The sequence below is a fragment of the Pseudomonas sp. NA-150 genome, assembly GCF_044336365.1.
Classification (GTDB): Bacteria; Pseudomonadota; Gammaproteobacteria; order Pseudomonadales; family Pseudomonadaceae; genus Aquipseudomonas.
The window spans coordinates 4,098,320-4,116,383 of sequence record NZ_CP172305.1 but is presented as its reverse complement, the minus strand read 5'-3'; the positions used below and the strand labels follow the sequence as shown (position 1 = coordinate 4,116,383).

Annotated in this window: 14 protein-coding genes and 1 pseudogene; 10 read left to right on the top strand and 5 right to left on the bottom strand. The window is 59.3% G+C overall.

The features are described from left to right. Positions 1 to 35: 35 nt before the first annotated feature. Entirely contained in the window at positions 36 to 881 is an 846-nt protein-coding gene (locus ACF0H7_RS19505; RefSeq protein WP_397448518.1) for an oxidoreductase, read from the bottom strand. Between the two features lie 169 nt (positions 882 to 1,050). On the opposite strand from ACF0H7_RS19505, the gene ACF0H7_RS19500 reads away from it, so the two are divergent. Beyond that, on the top strand, positions 1,051 to 2,001 hold the full coding sequence (locus ACF0H7_RS19500) for an AraC family transcriptional regulator N-terminal domain-containing protein (protein ID WP_397448517.1): 951 nt from the start codon (positions 1,051 to 1,053) through the stop codon (positions 1,999 to 2,001). 115 nt (positions 2,002 to 2,116) lie between these two features. Then, complete coding sequence (locus ACF0H7_RS19495) at positions 2,117 to 2,878, top strand: glycosyltransferase (RefSeq protein WP_397448516.1); 762 nt, start codon at positions 2,117 to 2,119, stop codon at positions 2,876 to 2,878. A 97-nt stretch (positions 2,879 to 2,975) separates the two neighbouring features. Here ACF0H7_RS19495 and ACF0H7_RS19490 read toward each other — a convergent pair whose 3' ends face one another. Beyond that, on the bottom strand, positions 2,976 to 4,121 hold the full coding sequence (locus ACF0H7_RS19490; protein ID WP_397448515.1) for an aldose epimerase family protein: 1,146 nt from the start codon (positions 4,119 to 4,121) through the stop codon (positions 2,976 to 2,978). A gap of 301 nt (positions 4,122 to 4,422) precedes the next feature. On the opposite strand from ACF0H7_RS19490, the gene ACF0H7_RS19485 reads away from it, so the two are divergent. The 5 genes from ACF0H7_RS19485 to araH all read left to right on the top strand — a co-directional run bounded on the left by ACF0H7_RS19485 (position 4,423) and on the right by araH (position 9,855). After that, complete coding sequence (locus ACF0H7_RS19485; RefSeq protein WP_397448514.1) at positions 4,423 to 5,157, top strand: FadR/GntR family transcriptional regulator; 735 nt, start codon at positions 4,423 to 4,425, stop codon at positions 5,155 to 5,157. A 56-nt stretch (positions 5,158 to 5,213) separates the two neighbouring features. Next, on the top strand, positions 5,214 to 6,092 hold the full coding sequence (locus ACF0H7_RS19480; RefSeq protein ID WP_397448513.1) for an SMP-30/gluconolactonase/LRE family protein: 879 nt from the start codon (positions 5,214 to 5,216) through the stop codon (positions 6,090 to 6,092). Positions 6,093 to 6,223: 131 nt separating this feature from the next. Then, positions 6,224 to 7,225 carry a substrate-binding domain-containing protein gene (locus ACF0H7_RS19475; protein ID WP_397448512.1) on the top strand — a complete coding sequence of 334 codons (1,002 nt, stop codon included), beginning with the start codon at positions 6,224 to 6,226 and terminating at the stop codon, positions 7,223 to 7,225. Positions 7,226 to 7,317: 92 nt separating this feature from the next. Continuing rightward, positions 7,318 to 8,832: an L-arabinose ABC transporter ATP-binding protein AraG gene (araG, locus tag ACF0H7_RS19470; RefSeq protein WP_397448511.1), complete on the top strand. Its 1,515-nt coding sequence runs from the start codon at positions 7,318 to 7,320 to the stop codon at positions 8,830 to 8,832. 57 nt (positions 8,833 to 8,889) lie between these two features. After that, positions 8,890 to 9,855, top strand: coding sequence for an L-arabinose ABC transporter permease AraH (gene araH, locus ACF0H7_RS19465; protein ID WP_397448510.1), 966 nt, complete (start codon positions 8,890 to 8,892; stop codon positions 9,853 to 9,855). 296 nt (positions 9,856 to 10,151) lie between these two features. On the opposite strand, the gene ACF0H7_RS19460 is transcribed toward araH, so the two are convergent. After that, positions 10,152 to 11,264: an alkene reductase gene (locus ACF0H7_RS19460; RefSeq protein WP_397448509.1), complete on the bottom strand. Its 1,113-nt coding sequence runs from the start codon at positions 11,262 to 11,264 to the stop codon at positions 10,152 to 10,154. A gap of 116 nt (positions 11,265 to 11,380) precedes the next feature. After that, positions 11,381 to 12,289 (bottom strand): LysR family transcriptional regulator, encoded by a 909-nt coding sequence (locus tag ACF0H7_RS19455; protein ID WP_397448508.1) that lies wholly within the window; start codon positions 12,287 to 12,289, stop codon positions 11,381 to 11,383. A 227-nt stretch (positions 12,290 to 12,516) separates the two neighbouring features. On the opposite strand from ACF0H7_RS19455, the gene mrdA reads away from it, so the two are divergent. The 3 genes and pseudogenes from mrdA (at position 12,517) to ACF0H7_RS19440 (ending at position 16,762) form a co-directional block, all read left to right on the top strand. Continuing rightward, a complete protein-coding gene (gene mrdA / locus ACF0H7_RS19450) occupies positions 12,517 to 14,409 on the top strand; it encodes a penicillin-binding protein 2 (protein WP_397448507.1) in 1,893 nt (630 codons plus the stop codon). A 460-nt stretch (positions 14,410 to 14,869) separates the two neighbouring features. Then, positions 14,870 to 15,904: pseudogene (locus ACF0H7_RS19445) on the top strand (cache domain-containing protein); the annotation flags it as partial. Between the two features lie 93 nt (positions 15,905 to 15,997). Further along, positions 15,998 to 16,762 carry a methyl-accepting chemotaxis protein gene (locus tag ACF0H7_RS19440; protein WP_397453954.1) on the top strand — a complete coding sequence of 255 codons (765 nt, stop codon included), beginning with the start codon at positions 15,998 to 16,000 and terminating at the stop codon, positions 16,760 to 16,762. Positions 16,763 to 17,111: 349 nt separating this feature from the next. On the opposite strand, the gene ACF0H7_RS19435 is transcribed toward ACF0H7_RS19440, so the two are convergent. After that, a complete protein-coding gene (locus tag ACF0H7_RS19435; protein ID WP_397448506.1) occupies positions 17,112 to 18,017 on the bottom strand; it encodes an alpha/beta hydrolase in 906 nt (301 codons plus the stop codon). Between the last annotated feature and the right edge of the window lie 47 nt (positions 18,018 to 18,064).

The window sequence follows — 18,064 nt, the reverse complement described above, 5'->3', positions numbered from 1 at the left end:
TTGCGTAATCGGTAGCGGGCGACAGCGGTATTAGCTCAACCGCTGAAATCCGTCGAGCAGGTCAGGTCCTGCCACTGCTCGATCTCATCCGCCAACGACGCCAGCTTGTCGCGCACCAGCCCCAGCGCATCACTGCCCAACAACACGTGCTGCGGTGGATTATCGGCCTCCACCAGCGCCAACAATACCTGAGCAGCCTTGGTCGGATCGCCGGCTTGCTTGCCGCTCTTCTGCTCGCGGGCCTGGCGGATCGGTTCGAACAATTCGTCGTAATCGCTGATGCTGCGATCACTGCGGACCATCGAGCGACCCGCCCAGTCAGTGCGAAACGAACCCGGCGCCACCGCCGTGACCCGCACGCCGAAGTCCTTGACCTCTTTGGCCAGCGCCTCGGAAATACCCTCCAGCGCAAACTTGCTGCCACAGTAAAAACTGATGCCGGGCATCGTGATAAACCCGCCCATCGAGGTGATGTTGAAAATATGCCCCGAGCGGCGCGTGCGCATGCTCGGTAGCACGGCTTTGATCATCGCCACGGCGCCGAACACATTGACCTCGAATTGATGGCGCAATTCGTCCATCGACGATTCTTCCAGAGTCCCTTCATGGCCATAACCGGCGTTGTTGACCAAGACGTCCACCGGGCCGATGTCCCGGGTAATACGCTCGATAGCCGGGTTGATCGCGTTGAAGTCAGTGATGTCCAGCACAATGGCCTGCGCCCGCCCTGGCGCTGATTGTTCAAAGGCCTGCTGCGCGGCAGTCGTGCGTACAGTTCCGACGACCCGATGTCCGGCCTGCAACGCCGCCTCGGCGAAGGCCTGGCCGAAGCCGGAGCTGACGCCGGTGATCAGAAAAAGCCTGGATGAAAGGTTGCTCATGTCGGTGTCCTCGTTGACGTAGGGGATGACCGCCATGCTCGCCGGATAACCTGCAAGTGCGAAGGCCGGGAAATCTGTGTCTCTAGCCTGATCCTATAAATCGATGGCATCGAACGGCAGAATCGCGGAAAGTCCTGCAAGGCACGCCTCACCGACCAGGGCCCCGACCATGAACCTGCCGCAACCAATGGCAAGCGATGTTGAACAACGCATGATTGCTCGACTGAGCGCCCTGGCGCCCGTCGAAGGCTATAACCTCAGTGCGCTGCCGGATGTGCGGTTTCTTCGCTCCAACCGGCCGTTGAGTCGAACACCGGTGCTGTATGAACCTGGAATCGTCATCGTTTGTCAGGGCCGCAAGCGTGGTTTTCTCGGTGATGATATTTACGTCTACGATGCGCAACATTACCTGGCCGTTGCCGTGCCGGTGCCATTCACCATGGAGACCGACGCCAGCGCCGAACAGCCCATGCTCGCGATCTACCTGCGTCTGGATTTTCAGGTGGTCGCCGACCTGTTGTTACAGCTGGAAGAGATGCACTGTGTAGTCGACGCCGCGCCTAAAGGCCTGTTTTCCACGGCGATGGATGCACGAATGGGCGAGTCGGTCGTGCGCTTCCTTGAAGCCATGAGCTCGCCACTGGAAGCCTGTTTGCTGGGGCCGGCGTTGATCCGCGAGATCTACTTTCGGGTGCTGACCGGTGAGCAGGGCGCTTCGATGCGGGCGGCACTGACCAACAAGGGGCAATTTGGCAAAGTCGCTACGGCATTGCGCCGGATCCATCGCTGTTACAGCGAGGACTTGAGTGTGGAGCTGTTGGCGAGGGAGGCCAACATGAGCATCCCGTCCTTCCATGCTCACTTCAAATCCGTCACCAACACTTCACCGATGCAATACCTCAAATCCACCCGGCTGCATCAGGCCCGGTTGCTGATGGTGCGCAATGATATGCCTGCCGCCACCGCCAGCAATCGCGTGGGCTACGAAAGTCCGTCGCATTTTGGCCGGGAGTTCAAGCGTTTGTTCGGACGTACGCCGGTGCAAGAGGTCCAGTGGATGAAGCGCACCTTTGCCTATCCGGACCCGGGGCCCTCGGAGTTGTATGTGTCGTCTCACTGAAATGTGAAAACGTTCTTCACATACATGTCAAAAAGTTCATGCTGCGGGGAACCGGCTGCAATGCGCGGGGCTTCAGGATAAGCGTAAGCCTACCCAAACCCGCGAGCCCAACCCCATGAGCGCCCCGTACAGCATTGCATTGGTCAACTATAAAACCCTGGAACTTACCAAAGCCTGTCTGGAACTGTTGCGCGAAGGATTGCAAGGAACCCACGTCCCGGTCGTTGTGGTGGACAACTATTCCAACGACGAAAGCACCGAATACTTGCGTTCCCTGGACTGGATCACCTTGATCGAGCGGGAAAGGGGCGAAGCCGAAAGCGGCAGTGCTGCCCATGGCCGGGCGCTGGATCTGGCGCTGGCAAAGGTCGACACCGATTATTTGTTTGTGCTGCACACCGATACGTTCATCTATGATTTCGATGTGTTCCGCATGATGATGGAACAATGCCGCGGGTCAAACGACGTGGCGGCGGTGGGCTGCCGGGAGCAACTGGATCGCGGCATCGTGCGCGCCACCTGGCGTCTGGTCAGTCGCTTGTGCAAGCACTACAGCCGGCGCAGCGTGCGAGCCATGGGAATGCACGGCAAAGACCCGAAACCGTTTCGTGAAACACACCTGAAAAGCTTTTGTGCGCTGTGGAATGTGCGCTTGATGAAAAAACTGGGATTGCGCTTCTCAATGGACAAACGCAACCCCGGTTACGAGGCGCAGGAGCGGATGCAGGCGCTGGGGTACAAGGTCCGGTTTTTATCGCCGAGGAAGGTATTCAGCTACCTGGATCATATTCAGAGTGGCACGGTGTCGGCGATGGGCGGCTATTCGACGAATCACCGACGGGTTCATATGTATAAGCAGTTGATGGGTGGTTTGTAGGTGGGGTTAGGCACGCAGTTCCATGTAATTACAGGGAGATGTGAATCCACCAGTTGTCACCACCCCGCCACTAATGAGCGGGGTAGTACCCTCTCTCTTACAAAAACTTGAATACCGTCGTCTGCGTATAGACCTTGCCCGGATCGAGTCGCGTGCTGAGGAATTTCGGCTGGTTCGGCGCATCCGGGTAGTGCTGGGTCTCCAGGGTGAAGGCGCCCCAGTGCGGATAGACCTTGCCAGCCTTGCCGACCACCGTGCCGTCGAGGAAGTTGCCCGTATACAGCTGCACCCCAGGTTCGGTGGTGAACAGTTGCAGATGGCGACCGGATTCAGGATCACGCACGTCCGCCGCGAGTTTGCCGACGTTGCCCTTGGTATCGAGCACCCAGTTGAAGTCGTAGCCACCTTGTTTCGCTTCGGCGAATTTCAACTGCGGATGGACGGCCTTGATGTTCTTGCCGAAAGCGGTGGGCTTGAGGAAGTCCATCGGAGTGCCGACGACCGGGGCAATTTCGCCGGTCGGAATCAGCGTGGCATTAACCGGGGTGTAGTGCGAGGCGTGCAGGGTGGCCACTTGTTTGAGGATGTCGCCGTTGCCCGCGCCCGCCAGGTTGAAGTAGCTGTGGTTGGTCAGGTTCAGCACCGTCGGTTTGTCGGTGGTGGCGCTGTACTTGATGCGCAGCTCGTTCTTCTCGTTGAGGCTGTAGGTGACGTGGGTTTCCAGTTTGCCCGGGAAGCCCATTTCGCCGTCCGCCGAGACGTAGGTCAGGGTCACGCCCACCCAGTCTTTTTCCTTGCTCGGTTCGGCTTTCCATACGCGCTTGTCAAAACCCTGTGACCCGCCATGCAGCGAGTTCGGGCCATCGTTGAGCGGGATCTGGTAACTCTTGCCGTCCAGCTTGAAGGTGCCGCCGGCGATCCGGTTACCGAAGCGACCGATGGTGGCGCCGAAGTACACGGTGCCGTTCTTCTGATAACCCGCCACATCGTCGAAGCCCAGGACCACGTCATCGGCCTTGCCGTTTTTGTCCGGCACGATCAGCGATTGCAGGACGCCGCCGTAGGTGATGATGCTGGCGTGGACGCCGTGGCTATTGCTTAAGGTGTATTTGTCGATGGCGGTGCCGTCGGCGGTGGTACCGAAGGCGCTGTGCTCGCTGGACAGACCGGCTGCGTGGGCAGAGAGGGTGGCGATCATTAAGGACAGTCCAAGGCTGCTGAGGATAAACCGGGGTTGCATCATCTCTATCATTCCCTTTTTTTATTGTTTGAAAAAGCGATGGTTTGCAAAGCACTGATTGCGCGGCGGTGGGCGTTCGGGCTTTCTCCTATTGGTAAGACTATATAGAGCAATTTAAACGCTGGAATGACGTTTATAGTCCAAAAAAGCCCACTTGAAAAATGAATTGTAATACTATTTAGTAGTGGTCATGGCGAAGGCGGCATAAACCGGCCTTCGGCAGCATAGCGTAGCCGTTTGACAGTCAATCATATGATGATTAGCCTCGAATTGCGGAAATAGCCGCAGACAGGGGCGCAACAGGATGAGCAGTAATTTCCATGCGTCGACGGTGGATTGGCTGGGCACGTGGATTGCTGCGGGCACGGTCGAACCCGGGCAGACGTTGAAGGTCGAGGCAGCGCTGTGTGAAGAGCTGGGCGTCAGCCGCACGGTGATTCGCGAGGCGATCAAGACCCTGGTGGCCAAGGGCATGCTGGAAGTCGGGCCGAAAGTCGGCACCCGGGTATTGCCAGTGCGCAGCTGGAATTTGTTTGACCCGCAGGTGGTGGGGTGGCTGGCGAAGAAAGGGTTGCCGGAAAAGTTCGTGATGGACTTGCTGGACCTGCGCCGGACCATCGAGCCGATGGCGGTACGTTGGGCGTGTGAGCGGGCCAGTCCGGAGCAGATCACCGAAATCCTGGCAGCGTACGTTGAGCTGGAGGCGTCGTTGGGCGACAAGGGCGATTACAACCAGGCTGACCAGCGTTTCCATGAAGCGGTGTTGGCGGCCAGCCATAACCAGTTCATCGAGCAGATGTTGCCGGCGCTGGGCACCTTACTGGCAGTGTCGTTCGAGGTGTCCTCGGCGGCGCCGCAGGAGTTGGGCAAGACCCTGCCACTGCACAAGGAATTGGCAGACGCTATCGCCACTCGCGATGCCGCGCGTGGGGTGTGGGCCTGCATGAGTTTGATCGAACAGGCGACCGTGACCATTTCGCATTATTACGCCATGCGAACGCTGTCGCCCGTCACGCAGTTAGCGCTGGAACCCGCGTAAACGCAGGTGGCCGGTGTGAAATGAATAGCAGTAAACAATAAGAATAAGGACATGTTATGCAATGGCAGCCTGTATCTGAACGCCGCTTCAAGCTGGCCGAAGGCCCGTTTTGGGACCGCGAAGAAGGGGCCCTGTACTGGGTCGATATCGCCGGTTTCCTGGCCTGTCGCATGAGCCACGGGCGTTACCACCAATGGCGTTTTGCCGAGCCGGTGTCCGCGTTCATCCCTTGCGATCAGGGCGATGCGCTGGTGACCCTGGCCAGTGGCGTGTACCGCCTGGACCTCTCCTCACCTGCCGAGCAACCACGCCTGACCTTGTTCTGCGTGGCCGATCCGATTTCTGGCAATCGCGCCAATGAAGCGCGTTGCGACGCCCAAGGCCGACTGTGGCTGGGCAGCATGCAAAACAACCTCGATGAACAGGGCGGCGACCTGCCGTTGCTGCGTCGCTCGGGTGGTTTGTTTCGCGTCGATCATGACGCCTCGGTCACGCCGTTGCTCAGCGGGCAGGGCATCGTCAACACCCTGCTCTGGAACGCCGAAGGCAGTGTTGTGTATTGCGCCGACAGCCTCGACGGGGTGATTTACCAGCATCCACTCAAACCCGATGGCAGTCTCGGCAGCCGCAGCATCTGGGCCGCCGAACAGCCGCGTGGCGTGCCGGACGGTTCGGCGATGGATGCCGAAGGCTACGTCTGGAATGCCCGTTGGGACGGCGACTGCCTGATTCGATTCGCCCCGGACGGAAGTGTTGATCGCGTCGTCGAGTTACCGGTCAGCCATCCCACCAGTTGCGTGTTTGGCGGCCCCGATTTGACCACGTTGTACGTTACCAGCGCGGCGCCGGCTTCGGCTCGGCAAGCCCTGGATGGCGCGTTGTTGATGGCTGAAGTCGGGGTCAAGGGAGTTGCATGTCACCGCTTTGCGGGCTAGGGGTGACACTACGTTACGTTCAGTCTAATCATAATATGATATGACTGATTTCTGAGTTTCTGACTGTGCGGTTGGTTGGAAATCTTAAATGCTGGACGCTGTAGCTATTCAATAAAAATAAGGAGTTAGCTATGTTGAGTCGCCACGGGATTCGTTCCCTGTGCTGTGTTGCTGTTGCCACTGCCATCATGGGATTCGGCACCACCGCATCCGCTGAGACGGTAAAAATCGGTTTTCTGGTCAAGCAGGCTGAAGAGCCGTGGTTCCAGACCGAATGGCAATTCGCCGAAAAAGCTGCGAAGGACAAAGGTTTTGAACTGATCAAAATCGCTGTTCCGGACGGTGAAAAAACCCTGACCGCTATCGATAGCCTGGCCGCCAACGGCGCCAAAGGCTTCGTCATTTGCCCGCCAGATGTGTCCCTCGGTCCTGCCATCGTCGCCAAAGCCAAGGCCAACGGTCTGAAAGTCATGGCCGTGGACGACCGTTTCGTCGACGCCAAAGGCAAGTTCATGGAAGACGTCCCGTACCTGGGCATGGCCGCGTTCGAAGTCGGCCAGCAGCAAGGTGCGGCCATGGCTGCCGAAGCGAAAAACCGCAGCTGGGACTGGAAAGACACCTACGCGGTGATCAACACCTATAACGAGCTGGACACTGGCAAGAAGCGCACCGACGGTTCGGTGGACTCGCTGGAAAAAGCCGGCCTGCCGAAAGACCACATCCTTTATGCGCCACAGAAAACCCTGGATGTGCCTGGCAGCATGGACTCCACCAGCGCAGCGTTGCCCAAGCTGCCAAGTAATGTGAAAAACCTGATCATCGGTGGCATGAACGACAACACCGTACTGGGTGGCGTGCGCGCGACCGCCGGTGCCGGCTTCACCGCCGACAACGTGATCGGCATTGGCATCAACGGCACCGACGCCATCGATGAACTGAAGAAAGGCCACAGTGGCTTCTTCGGCTCGATGCTGCCAAGCCCGAACCTTGAAGGCTACAACACCGCCGCCATGATGTACGAGTGGGTCACCACCGATAAAGAACCTCCGAAATACACGGCGATGAAAGACGTGACGCTGATCACCCGGAAGAACTTCCAGCAAGAACTGACCGCTATCGGTCTGTGGAAGTAAATCCCGATCGGTTCCGGCACGCCTGAGCAACGCTCGGGCTGACATCTGCAAGACCTCGCTCCGCACGTCGGAGCGAGGGGAGAGGTGGTTTCATGGTTGAGCAACAAGTGACGGGCGCGAGCCTGCGTTTCAATGGCATCAGCAAGAACTTTCCCGGCGTACGCGCGCTGTCGGACATCAGTTTTGCCGCTCACCCCGGCACGGTTCACGCGCTGATGGGCGAGAACGGCGCAGGTAAATCGACGCTGCTGAAGATTTTGGGCGGTGCCTACCAACCGAGCAGCGGCGACCTGCAGGTCGGTGACCGGACAATGGCCTTCAAGTCGGCCGCCGACAGCATCTCCAGCGGCATCGCGGTGATTCACCAGGAATTGCATCTGGTCCCGGAAATGACCGTGGCCGAGAACCTGTTGCTCGGGCATATGCCGGCGCGCTTCGGCCTGGTCAATCGCCGGGCCATGGTGCGCACGGCCCGTGAGTTGCTCAAAGGCCTGGCCGACGAAATCGACCCGAATATGCGCCTTGGCGATCTGTCGCTGGGGCAACGGCAATTGGTGGAAATCGCCAAGGCCATGTCGCGCAACGCTCACGTCATTGCTTTCGACGAACCGACCAGCAGCCTGTCGGCGCGCGAGATTGACCGCTTGATGGCGATCATCAGTAAGCTGCGTGATGAAGGCCGAGTGATTTTGTACGTGTCGCACCGCATGGAAGAAATCTTCCGCATGTGCGACGCGGTGACGGTGTTCAAGGACGGCCGCTACGTGCGTACCTTCGAAACCATGGCCGAACTGACCCACGATCAGTTGGTGACCTGCATGGTCGGCCGCGATATTCAGGACATCTACGACTATCGCCCCCGCGATCACCTGGGGACGGCGTTGTGTGTCAAAGGTTTGCTCGGGCATGGCCTGCAGGAACCGGTAAGTTTTGAAGTCAGCAAGGGCGAAGTGCTGGGCTTTTTCGGCCTGGTGGGTGCCGGTCGTACCGAACTGTTGCGCCTGCTCTCCGGGCTGGCCCGCAGCAAGGCCGGTACGCTGACCCTGGATGGCAAGCCGTTGACGCTGAGGTCGCCGCGCGACGCGATTGCCGCCGGGGTGTTGCTGTGCCCTGAAGACCGCAAGAAAGAAGGCATCGTGCCGCTGGCCAGTGTCGCCGAGAACATCAACATCGGCGCGCGCGCGCACCATGCGCATTTCGGTTGCCTGATCGAGGGCAAGTGGGAGAGCGAGAACGCCAAGAAACAAATTCGCGCGCTGAACGTTAAAACCCCGTCGCCGGAACAGCCGATCAAATTCCTCTCGGGCGGTAATCAGCAGAAGGTGATCCTGGGCCGCTGGCTATCGATGTCGATGAAAGTGCTGCTGCTCGACGAGCCGACGCGCGGTATCGACGTCGGCGCCAAGGCCGAGATTTACCAGATCATCCATCGACTGGCGGCGGACGGCATCGCCGTGATCGTGGTCTCCAGTGACCTGATGGAAGTCATCGGTATTTCGGACCGCATCCTGGTCATGAGTGAAGGCGCCATCACTGGCGAACTCATGCGTCACGAAGCCAATGAATCGAAACTCTTGCAACTGGCGCTGCCGCGTTCGCGCGGTTAAATCGCCATGAATCACGAACAGAAATCAGCTGCTAATAAAAAGAACGAGGTCAACACCATGGCACACGAAACTAGCCTGCAGGCTCCACGGCAGAAGCTGAACCTGCGTCGGTTTGTCGACGACTGGGTCATGCTGCTGGCAGCCCTGAGCATCTTCGTGCTCTGTACGCTGTTCATCGATAACTTCATGTCGCCGCTGAACATGCGTGGCCTGGGCCTGGCGATCTCCACCACCGGTATCGCTGCGTGCACCATGCTGTATTGCCTGGCGTCCGGGCACTTCGACCTGTCGGTAGGCTCGGTACTGGCTTGCGCCGGGGTGATCGCGGGGATTGTCATTCGTGATACCGACAGCGTGTTCCTCGGCGTGTCGGCGGCGTTGGCCTTGGGGCTGGTGGTCGGTTTGATCAACGGCATCGTGATCGCCAAGCTACGGATCAACGCGCTGATCGCGACCCTGGCGACGATGCAGATCGTGCGCGGTCTGGCTTACATCTTCTCCAGCGGCAAAGCGGTCGGCGTTTCGGACGAAGGCTTCTTCATCTTTGGCAACGGCCAGCTGTTCGGCGTGCCGGTGCCGATCCTGATAACCATCGCCTGCTTCATCTTCTTCGGCTGGCTGCTCAATTACACCACCTACGGTCGCAACACCATGGCCATCGGCGGTAACGAAGAGGCTGCGCTGCTGGCAGGGGTTCACGTTGATCGCACCAAGATCATCATCTTCGCCGTGCATGGTTTGGTGGGTGCGTTGGCCGGCGTGGTGCTGGCGTCGCGCATGACCTCGGGGCAGCCGATGATCGGCCAGGGCTTCGAACTGACGGTGATCTCGGCCTGTGTACTCGGTGGCGTGTCGCTCAGTGGCGGTATTGGCATGATCCGCCACGTGATCGCCGGGGTGCTGATCCTGGCGATCATCGAAAACGCGATGAACCTGAAGAACATCGACACCTTCTACCAGTACGTGATCCGCGGCACGATCCTGTTGATTGCGGTAATCATCGACCGTTTGAAGCGGCGTTAAGCGACCTGCGATTATCGCAAATCTGTGATCGCGGCGAATCTGACATACCGAGTCAAGCCATTCGCCAACAAGTTGGCCCCCACAGGGTTCCTGGCTGACCACAGATTTTGCGGCAGGCTGAGATTTCTGTGGGAGATTCTATGTTCGCAGGCAACACACAATCCCTGTAGGAGCTGCCGCAGGCTGCGAACAATAGCCATCGCGAAGGTCGTTCCGACCTTATCGCAGCCTGCGGCAGCTCCTACACAATTGGGGCCAACCGTGGATTTTTGTCCAACCACACATCACTGTTTAAATCAGGCCATCGCCGGGTAGTCGATGTAGCCACCCGCGCCGCCACCGAAGAAGGTGTTGCCGTCGCCGCTGTTAAGCGCCTGATCACCTTGCAAGCGCGCAGGCAGATCCGGGTTGGCGATGAAGGGTCGGCCAAACGCGATAATGTCGGCCCGACCGCTGGCCAATGCCTGTTCGGCAGTTTCGCGGGTATAACCACCGGCCAGCATCAACACGCCCGGATAGTCGGCGCGCAGTTGATGGATGATGGCGTCCCAACGTGGGTTGTAGTTGTCGTCGACCACGGTGCCGACCATCGCCGGCTCCACCAGGTGTAAATACGCCAGGTCCAGCGGGGCCAACTGGCGGACGATATAACCGAAGGTCGCCTCCGGGGTGTCATCGCCCATGCCCATGAAGCGCCCCATTGGCGTCAGTCGCACCGAGACGCGTTGAGCGCCCACTTCAGCGACCACCGCGTCGACCACTTCCAGTAAAAAACGCGCACGATTTTCGCTGTTGCCACCGTAGCTGTCAGTGCGATGGTTGCTCTCGCTGTTAATGAACTGGTCCAGCAGGTAACCGTTGCCCGCGTGAATTTCCACACCATCCATCCCGGCCAGCATCGCGTTGCGCGCAGCGGCTCGGTAGTCCTCGATGATCGCGTGGATGCCGTCGATGCTCAGTGCCTGTGGCACCGGCACATCGCCCCACACGCCGTTGCCATCGGCGTCGATGATGAACGTTTTGCCAGGTACGGGCAGAGCGCTGGGCGCGACCGGCAGGCCGCCGTTCGGTTGGAAGATCGGGTGCGAAACACGCCCCACATGCCATAACTGCAGGAACATCTTGCCGCCTTCGGCGTGTACCGCGTCGCTGACCGCTTTCCAGCCGCGAACCTGCTCTGAGCTGTGGATGCCCGGGGTCCAGGCATAACCTTGGCCTTGCTGCGAAATCTGCGTGGCTTCGCTGATGATCAACGCCGCACTGGCGCGCTGACGGTAGTACTCAACGTTCATCGGCGATGGCACGTTGCCCGGTTGCGCGGCCCGCGAGCGGGTCAGCGGCGCCATGGCCACGCGATGGTTCAGGGACAGTTGACCGAGTTGGATCGCGCTGAAGAGGTGCTGAGTCATGGTGGCGGTTCTCGTAAGGGATGAGTTGTTCGACACCCCCAAGGTAAGTGTCAGGGCTCATTCGGAGAATCCACCGGCTGCGCAACGTAGCGTTGCGCAGAAGGCAACGCCGCGGGTTATTGGACTTGCAAGGCCATGATGTCGGACACGAACTCGATGAACGCATTGATCCGCCGCGAACCGCGATGGTTGGGCAGGTACAGTGCTGAAATCGCCGCGCTGGCGCTGTTGGGATTGACCACAAAGGATTCGAACAGCGACGTCAGGCGTCCACTGTTGATGTCCTGGTCCACCAGCCAGTTGGGCAGCAGTGCGAGGCCGACATCCGCCAGTGCCGCTTCGCGCAATACGTCGGAGTTGTTGCTTTTCATCCGGCCTTTGACCGGCACCCGGGTTTCTTCGCCGTCGCGGACAAAGGTCCAGACCTGTTGTGGTGGGCCGTAGCTGAAACGCAGGCACTGGTGATCGAGCAGCTCCAATGGCTCGCCTGGAATTCCGTGAAGGGCCAGGTAACCGGGGCTGGCCACCACCCGACGGCTGAACTGGCCGAGGGAGCGGCTGATCACGCCGTCCATCGGCGCCGCGCTACCGAGGCGAATCGACAGGTCCACGCGTTCGCCGATCAGGTCGACGATGTCATCGGACAGCGTCATGTCCAGTTCCAGCTTGGGGTAGCGCGCCAACAGCGTACCCAGGTGCGGCGCAATGCAACGCCGACCCAGTTCAACCGGCACCGATATGCGCAAAACACCCGCCGGCTCTTCACCCCGGTCAGTAATCTCGGCGTCGGCGTCAGCCACGTCTTCGAGAATCTGCCGGGCCTTGAGGTAATACGCGGCGCCGGCTTCGGACAATGTCACCTGACGGGTCGAGCGATTGAGCAGCACCGCGCCCAGTTCCGCCTCGAGGTTGTCGATCATCCGCGTCACCGACGAAGTGGCCAGCCCCAAGTGCCGGGCCGCAGCGGAGAAGCCCTTGGCGTCGACCGCTTCGACGAACATTTTCAGGGCCAGCAGTTTGTCCATGGGACGCTCCGTCCAATAAAGCTGAAACCGTTCATTAATAGCCCAGTGATATCAGACCTCCGGGCGAATAGACGGTTTTTTTCTGTGGGAATTGCGTAAAATTCGCCCCGAAATATTGCAACGGCAGGGCCGCCGTTGATCAGAGGTGCGATATCCTGCGGCACTTCTTGGTATCGTGCGTCACAATTTGCAACATCTAGCCTATTTTTCAATGAGAAGCTGTAGAAATGCCTGATCCAATTCCGTTAAAGGACCACGAAAAAGAAACGCGGATGGTCAACAAGAGACTGTTGGCCTGCGGCATCGTTGTGGCCGTGCTGAGCTGCATCCTGGTCGGCCGGATGTATTTTCTGCAAGTCACCGAATACACGTACCACTCGACCATTTCCGAGAACAACCGGGTCCACGTGCTGCCGATCCCTCCGGAGCGCGGCATTATTTATGACCGTAATGGCGTGGTCCTGGCCGACAACCGCCCCAGCTTCAACCTGATCATGACCCGTGAGCGTTCCGGGGACTGGAGCGAGGTGCTGGACTCTCTGATCAGCATCCTCAACTTGCCAGTCGAAGACCGGATCCTGTTCGACAAGTCGCTGAAGCAGGCGCGCCATCGCTTTGACCCGGTGACGTTGCTGTACGAACTGAGTGAAGAGCAGATCGCCCTGATCGCGGTCAACCAGTTCCGCTTGCCGGGGATCGACGTCGAGCCGCAGTTCGTCCGGCATTACCCGCTGGGTGCACATTTTGCCCACTCGATTGGCTACGTCGGACGGATCAACGAAAAAGAATCCAAGCAACTGGATTCGGTGGACTATCGCGGCACTCAATCCATCGGCAAGACCGGGATCGAGAAATTCTACGAGTCCGAGCTGCACGGGCGCGTGGGTTATGAAGAAGTTGAAACCAATGCCCAGGGCCGCGTGTTGCGCGTGCTCAAGCACACCGACCCGATTCCTGGCAAAAGCATTGTCCTGAGCCTCGACGTGCACCTGCAGGAAGCCGCCGAAGACGCGCTGGGCGATCGTCGTGGCTCGGTGGTGGCATTGGACCCGGAAACCGGCGAAGTGCTGGCGATGGTCAGCAAACCGAGCTTCGATCCCAACCAGTTTGTGACCGGCATCAGCTTCAAGGAATACGCCGCGCTGCGTGACTCGGTGGACCGACCGCTGTTCAACCGTGTACTGCGTGGTTTGTATGCGCCGGGTTCGACGATCAAGCCCGAGGTGGCGATTGCCGGCCTCGACAGCGGTGTGGTCACGCCGCAGGCGCGGGTGTTCGACCCCGGTTACTTCCAGCTCCCGGATTACGACCACAAATACCGCAACTGGAACCACAGCGGCGACGGCTGGGTGGACATGGACACTGCGATCATGCGTTCCAATGACACCTACTTCTACACCCTCGCGCATAAGCTGGGCATCGACCGCATGCACGACTACATGACCATGTTCGGCCTCGGGCAGAAGGTCTCGCTGGACATGTTCGAAGAAGCGCCGGGCCTGATGCCGTCCCGCGAATGGAAGCGCGCGACCCGGCGTCAGGTGTGGTTCCCCGGCGAGACGGTGATTCTCGGCATCGGTCAGGGCTACATGCAGGTCACCCCGTTGCAACTGGCCCAGGCCACGGCGCTGATTGCCAACAAAGGTGTATGGAACCGCCCACGGCTGGCGAAAACCGTGGACGGCGTAGCGCCGGTGGACGAACACCCGATGCCAAATATCGTGCTGCATAACAGCGCCGATTGGGATCAGGTCAACCGTGGCATGCAGATGGTGATGCACGACCCGCGCGGTATCGCCCGGGCGGCGGCCGTCGGTGTGCAATACCGGATTGCTGGCAAGAGTGGTACCGCGCAGGTGGTGGCGATCAAGCAGGGCGAGCGTTACGACCGTTTGAAAACCGCCGAGCGTAACCGCGATAACGCCTTGTTCGTTGGCTTCGCCCCGGCTGGCAAGCCGAAAATCGCCGTCTCGGTGATGATCGAGAACGGCGAGGCGGGCGGTCGGGTTGCCGGCCCGGTGGTGCGCCAGATCATGGACGCCTGGCTGCTGGACAGCGAAGGCCACCTGAAGCCGCAATACGCGGTGCCGGCCAAGGCACCGGGCGATCCGCACGTTTAATGGACGTCGCGCGGTACATGTAGGAGCTGCCGAAGGCTGCGATAAGGTCTGAAAGACCTTCAGCGATCTTGCTAATGATTGCAGCCTTCGGCAACTCCTACACGATCAGCGTCTTTAAAGCTCTAAATTGTCTTTATCCCCCTTCGATTAAAGAACAGTCGCGCCTGGCCGAGACGGTTGTCATAAGGCCAGTTTGTAAACTCGGGCCTGTAAGAAACTTGCTTCATAATGCCACTTGCACAATAACTAATATCAAAGTGACATTGTTCGAGGCGCGCCTGACATTCTGGCGCTAAGCCGCCTGCCATAGGCCTTTTGGCTGATGGGCGGTACGCAAAACTTCAATTAAACCGGTGACTTCCCTTTTACGGGAGAAGTCCATAAAACGCTGCATCGCCATTTCCAATGTCCGCCCTAGTTGCGGTCACGCCGTTGTCATTTTTACGCGGGATGTATTCGCATGATTAAAAGTATGGGCTTTAGCAAAAAGATCTTGCTGGCTGCCACGGTTATTATTGTTGTTGCCTTCACCTGTTTCATTCTGGTGAACGACTACCGGGAGCGCGCAACGTTGAAGGCCAATGTCTTCACTGAACTGAAACAGTCCGGCAGTTTGACCACGCGCAACATTCAGACCTGGCTGGAAAGCCGCACCCAATTGCTGCAATCGATGGCCCAGCAAATCGCGGTCAACGGCAAGGCGCCGGACGATCTGAAGCGCGCCATCGGCCTCGGGGCGTATCAGGACAACTTCCAGTTGAGCTACTTCGGTGCCAATGATGGCGTGATGTTCTCGATCCCGACCGGCAACCGTCCTGCGGATTACGATCCACGCCAGCGTGGTTGGTACAAGGCAGCGGACAGCGCTCAGACCACTATCGTCACCGAACCCTACATCGCCGCGTCGTCGGGCAAGATGGTGGTGACCCTGGCCACCCCGGTGCGGCATGACAATCAGTTCATCGGCGTCGCCGGGGCTGACATCGCGCTGGACGCCATCAGTGACACCATCAATTCGCTGAACTTCGGTGGCCACGGCTACGCGTTCATCGTCAGCAGCGACGGCAAGATCCTGGTGCACCCCAACAGCAAGCTGGTGCTGAAAAACATCAGTGAGGCCTACCCGCAAGGCACGCCGAAAATCGCGCCGGGCGTCACCGAGGTCACCACCGACGGCAAGACCGAAATCGTGTCCTTCACCCACGTCGATGGCCTGTCCTCGGCCAACTGGTACGTGGCGCTGGTGCTGGATCAGGACGCGGCCTACGCGATGCTCAGTGAATTCCGCACCTCGGCATTTACCGCGATGATCGTGGTGGTGCTGTTCGTGGTGCTGTTGCTGGGCCTGTTGATCCGCATGCTGATGCAACCACTGCACCTGATGAGCCGTGCGATGCAGGACATCGCCGCGGGCGAGGGCGACCTGACCAAGCGGTTGTCGATCCACTCCGAAGATGAGTTCGGCGCACTGGCGCATGCCTTCAACCGCTTCGTCGAGCGTATTCATGGTTCGATTCGCGAAGTGTCGGGTACGGCGGCGCAATTGAGTGAAGTGGCGGCGCGGGTGGTGTGTGCGTCCAACTCATCGATGGTCAACTCCGACGAACAAGCCAACCGCACCAGCAGCGTTGCGGCGGCGATCAATCAACTGGGCGCCGCCGCGCAGGAAATCGCGCAAAACGCCGCGCTGGCCTCGCAGCATTCCAGCGATGCCAGCCAACTGGCCGGCGACGGACAAAAGGTGGTGCAGCAGACGATTCAGGCGATGAATCAGCTGTCGGAAAACATCAGCGGTTCGTGCGTCAATATCGAGAGCCTGAACAGTAAGACGGTGAACATCGGGCAGATTCTCGAGGTAATCACCAGCATTTCGCAGCAGACCAACCTGTTGGCGCTCAACGCCGCCATCGAAGCGGCCAGGGCAGGGGAGGCCGGGCGCGGGTTTGCCGTGGTGGCGGACGAAGTGCGCAACCTGGCGCACCGCACTCAGGATTCGGCGCAGCAAGTGCAGGGCATGATTGAAGAGTTGCAGGTCGGCGCGCGGGAAGCGGTGGTGAACATGACCGAAAGTCAGCGTCAGAGCGAAAGCAGCGTGATCATTGCCAACCAGGCGGGTGATCGCTTGAGCAGTGTGACTGGGCGCATCAGCGAAATCGATGGCATGAACCAGTCAGTGGCCACGGCGACCGAGGAACAGACGGCGGTGGTGGAGTCGATTAATGTCGATATTACTCAGATCAATTCGCTGAACCAGGAAGGCGTGGAAAACCTGAAGTCGACGCTGGAGGCGTGTGCTGATCTGGAGCGGCAGGCGACGACGTTGCAGCAGTTGGTGGGAACGTTTCGGATTTGATTTGGACTTGGTTTAACTGGGGTTTGGGGTACATATCCGTTTTTGGCGTTTAGCTTCGATAGTGGTTCCGCCCTTACGTTGTGTCCCTTTTTCAAGAGCCAAAAAGGAACCAAAAGGTCCATCCCCGCCATCCGGGTCCTCGCTTAGGCTCGGACTGCTGGGAACGGGGCGATAGTGGGTTTCGTCAGTTGCATCGCGAAGATCAAGATCAAAATCAGAAGCTGTTTTTGTAGGAGCTGCCGAAGGCTGCGATCGATCTGGGCCACATTCGGTGGCACCGGTCGCCGCGTTTTAATGCCCTCGTCCGAGTGCGGACCAATCCACACCGCGTCAAGCGGCTCGCGGGCAATCAAGGCGCTTCCTGCAACCCCGCGGCGATCCGCAATGCCGGGTGCAGCGCCGCGTCGAACACTTCGCCATGGGTCAGCCCCGGGTATTCCTGATAACTGACCCGCATCCCCGGCACCGAGGCCAAGTGCTGGGCCAGTCGCCGGTTGGCGTCAGGCGGCACGCTGAGCATGGCGTTTCTGCGCTCAACTGAACCGCCATCGAATTGGTCGATCGGCGGTTTGCCTTCCTTTGAGCCGCGCACGATCAATACCCGGCGCGCCGGGCTTTGTTGGGTGCCCTGAAAGTGATTGCCTTTGGTGAAGGTCTCCGGCTGAAACCACAGCGACGGGCTGGCCGCGACCCAGGTCTGGAACGCGCCGGGATTTTCCAGCAGTGCATACAGCACGAACAGTCCGCCGAACGAGTGGCCCCAGAGCATCTGCTGCGTCGGGTCGACGGGGTATTGCGTCTCCACCAGGCGCTTGATTCGCGTCTGAATCAATTGCAGGAAGTTTGCCGAACCGGGCCCGGTGTAGTCCTCGGTGCGTTGGTCCATGTCATAGCGTTCGGTGGTGTCGTAGCCAATCATCACCAGCACTGGTGGGTGGCCGGCGTCCAGTTCGGCCAGCCACGTCTCCTTGAGTTCGGCCAGCGCGTTGTTACCGTCCAGCAGGTACACCACTGGGTAACCGGTGGCCGGCGCAGTGCGCCGGGGTATGGCGATGTCGAGGCGGTAGTAGCGGTGGCGGTCATTGCCGGCGACAAACAAGCGTTCAAAGCGGTAATACGCCGAGCCGCGTTCGGCCACGCTCAATTCGGCGCCGGGTTGCAGCACTGGTGGGGTAAACAGGTCGGCCTGGGCGAACAGCGGCAGACTGCTCAGGAGCAGGATCGATAGCAGCTTCAAGCGGTACAACCGGTTCATGTGCTGCCACCTGCGGTCAGATATTCGCTAGTTATGGGTATAGCAAA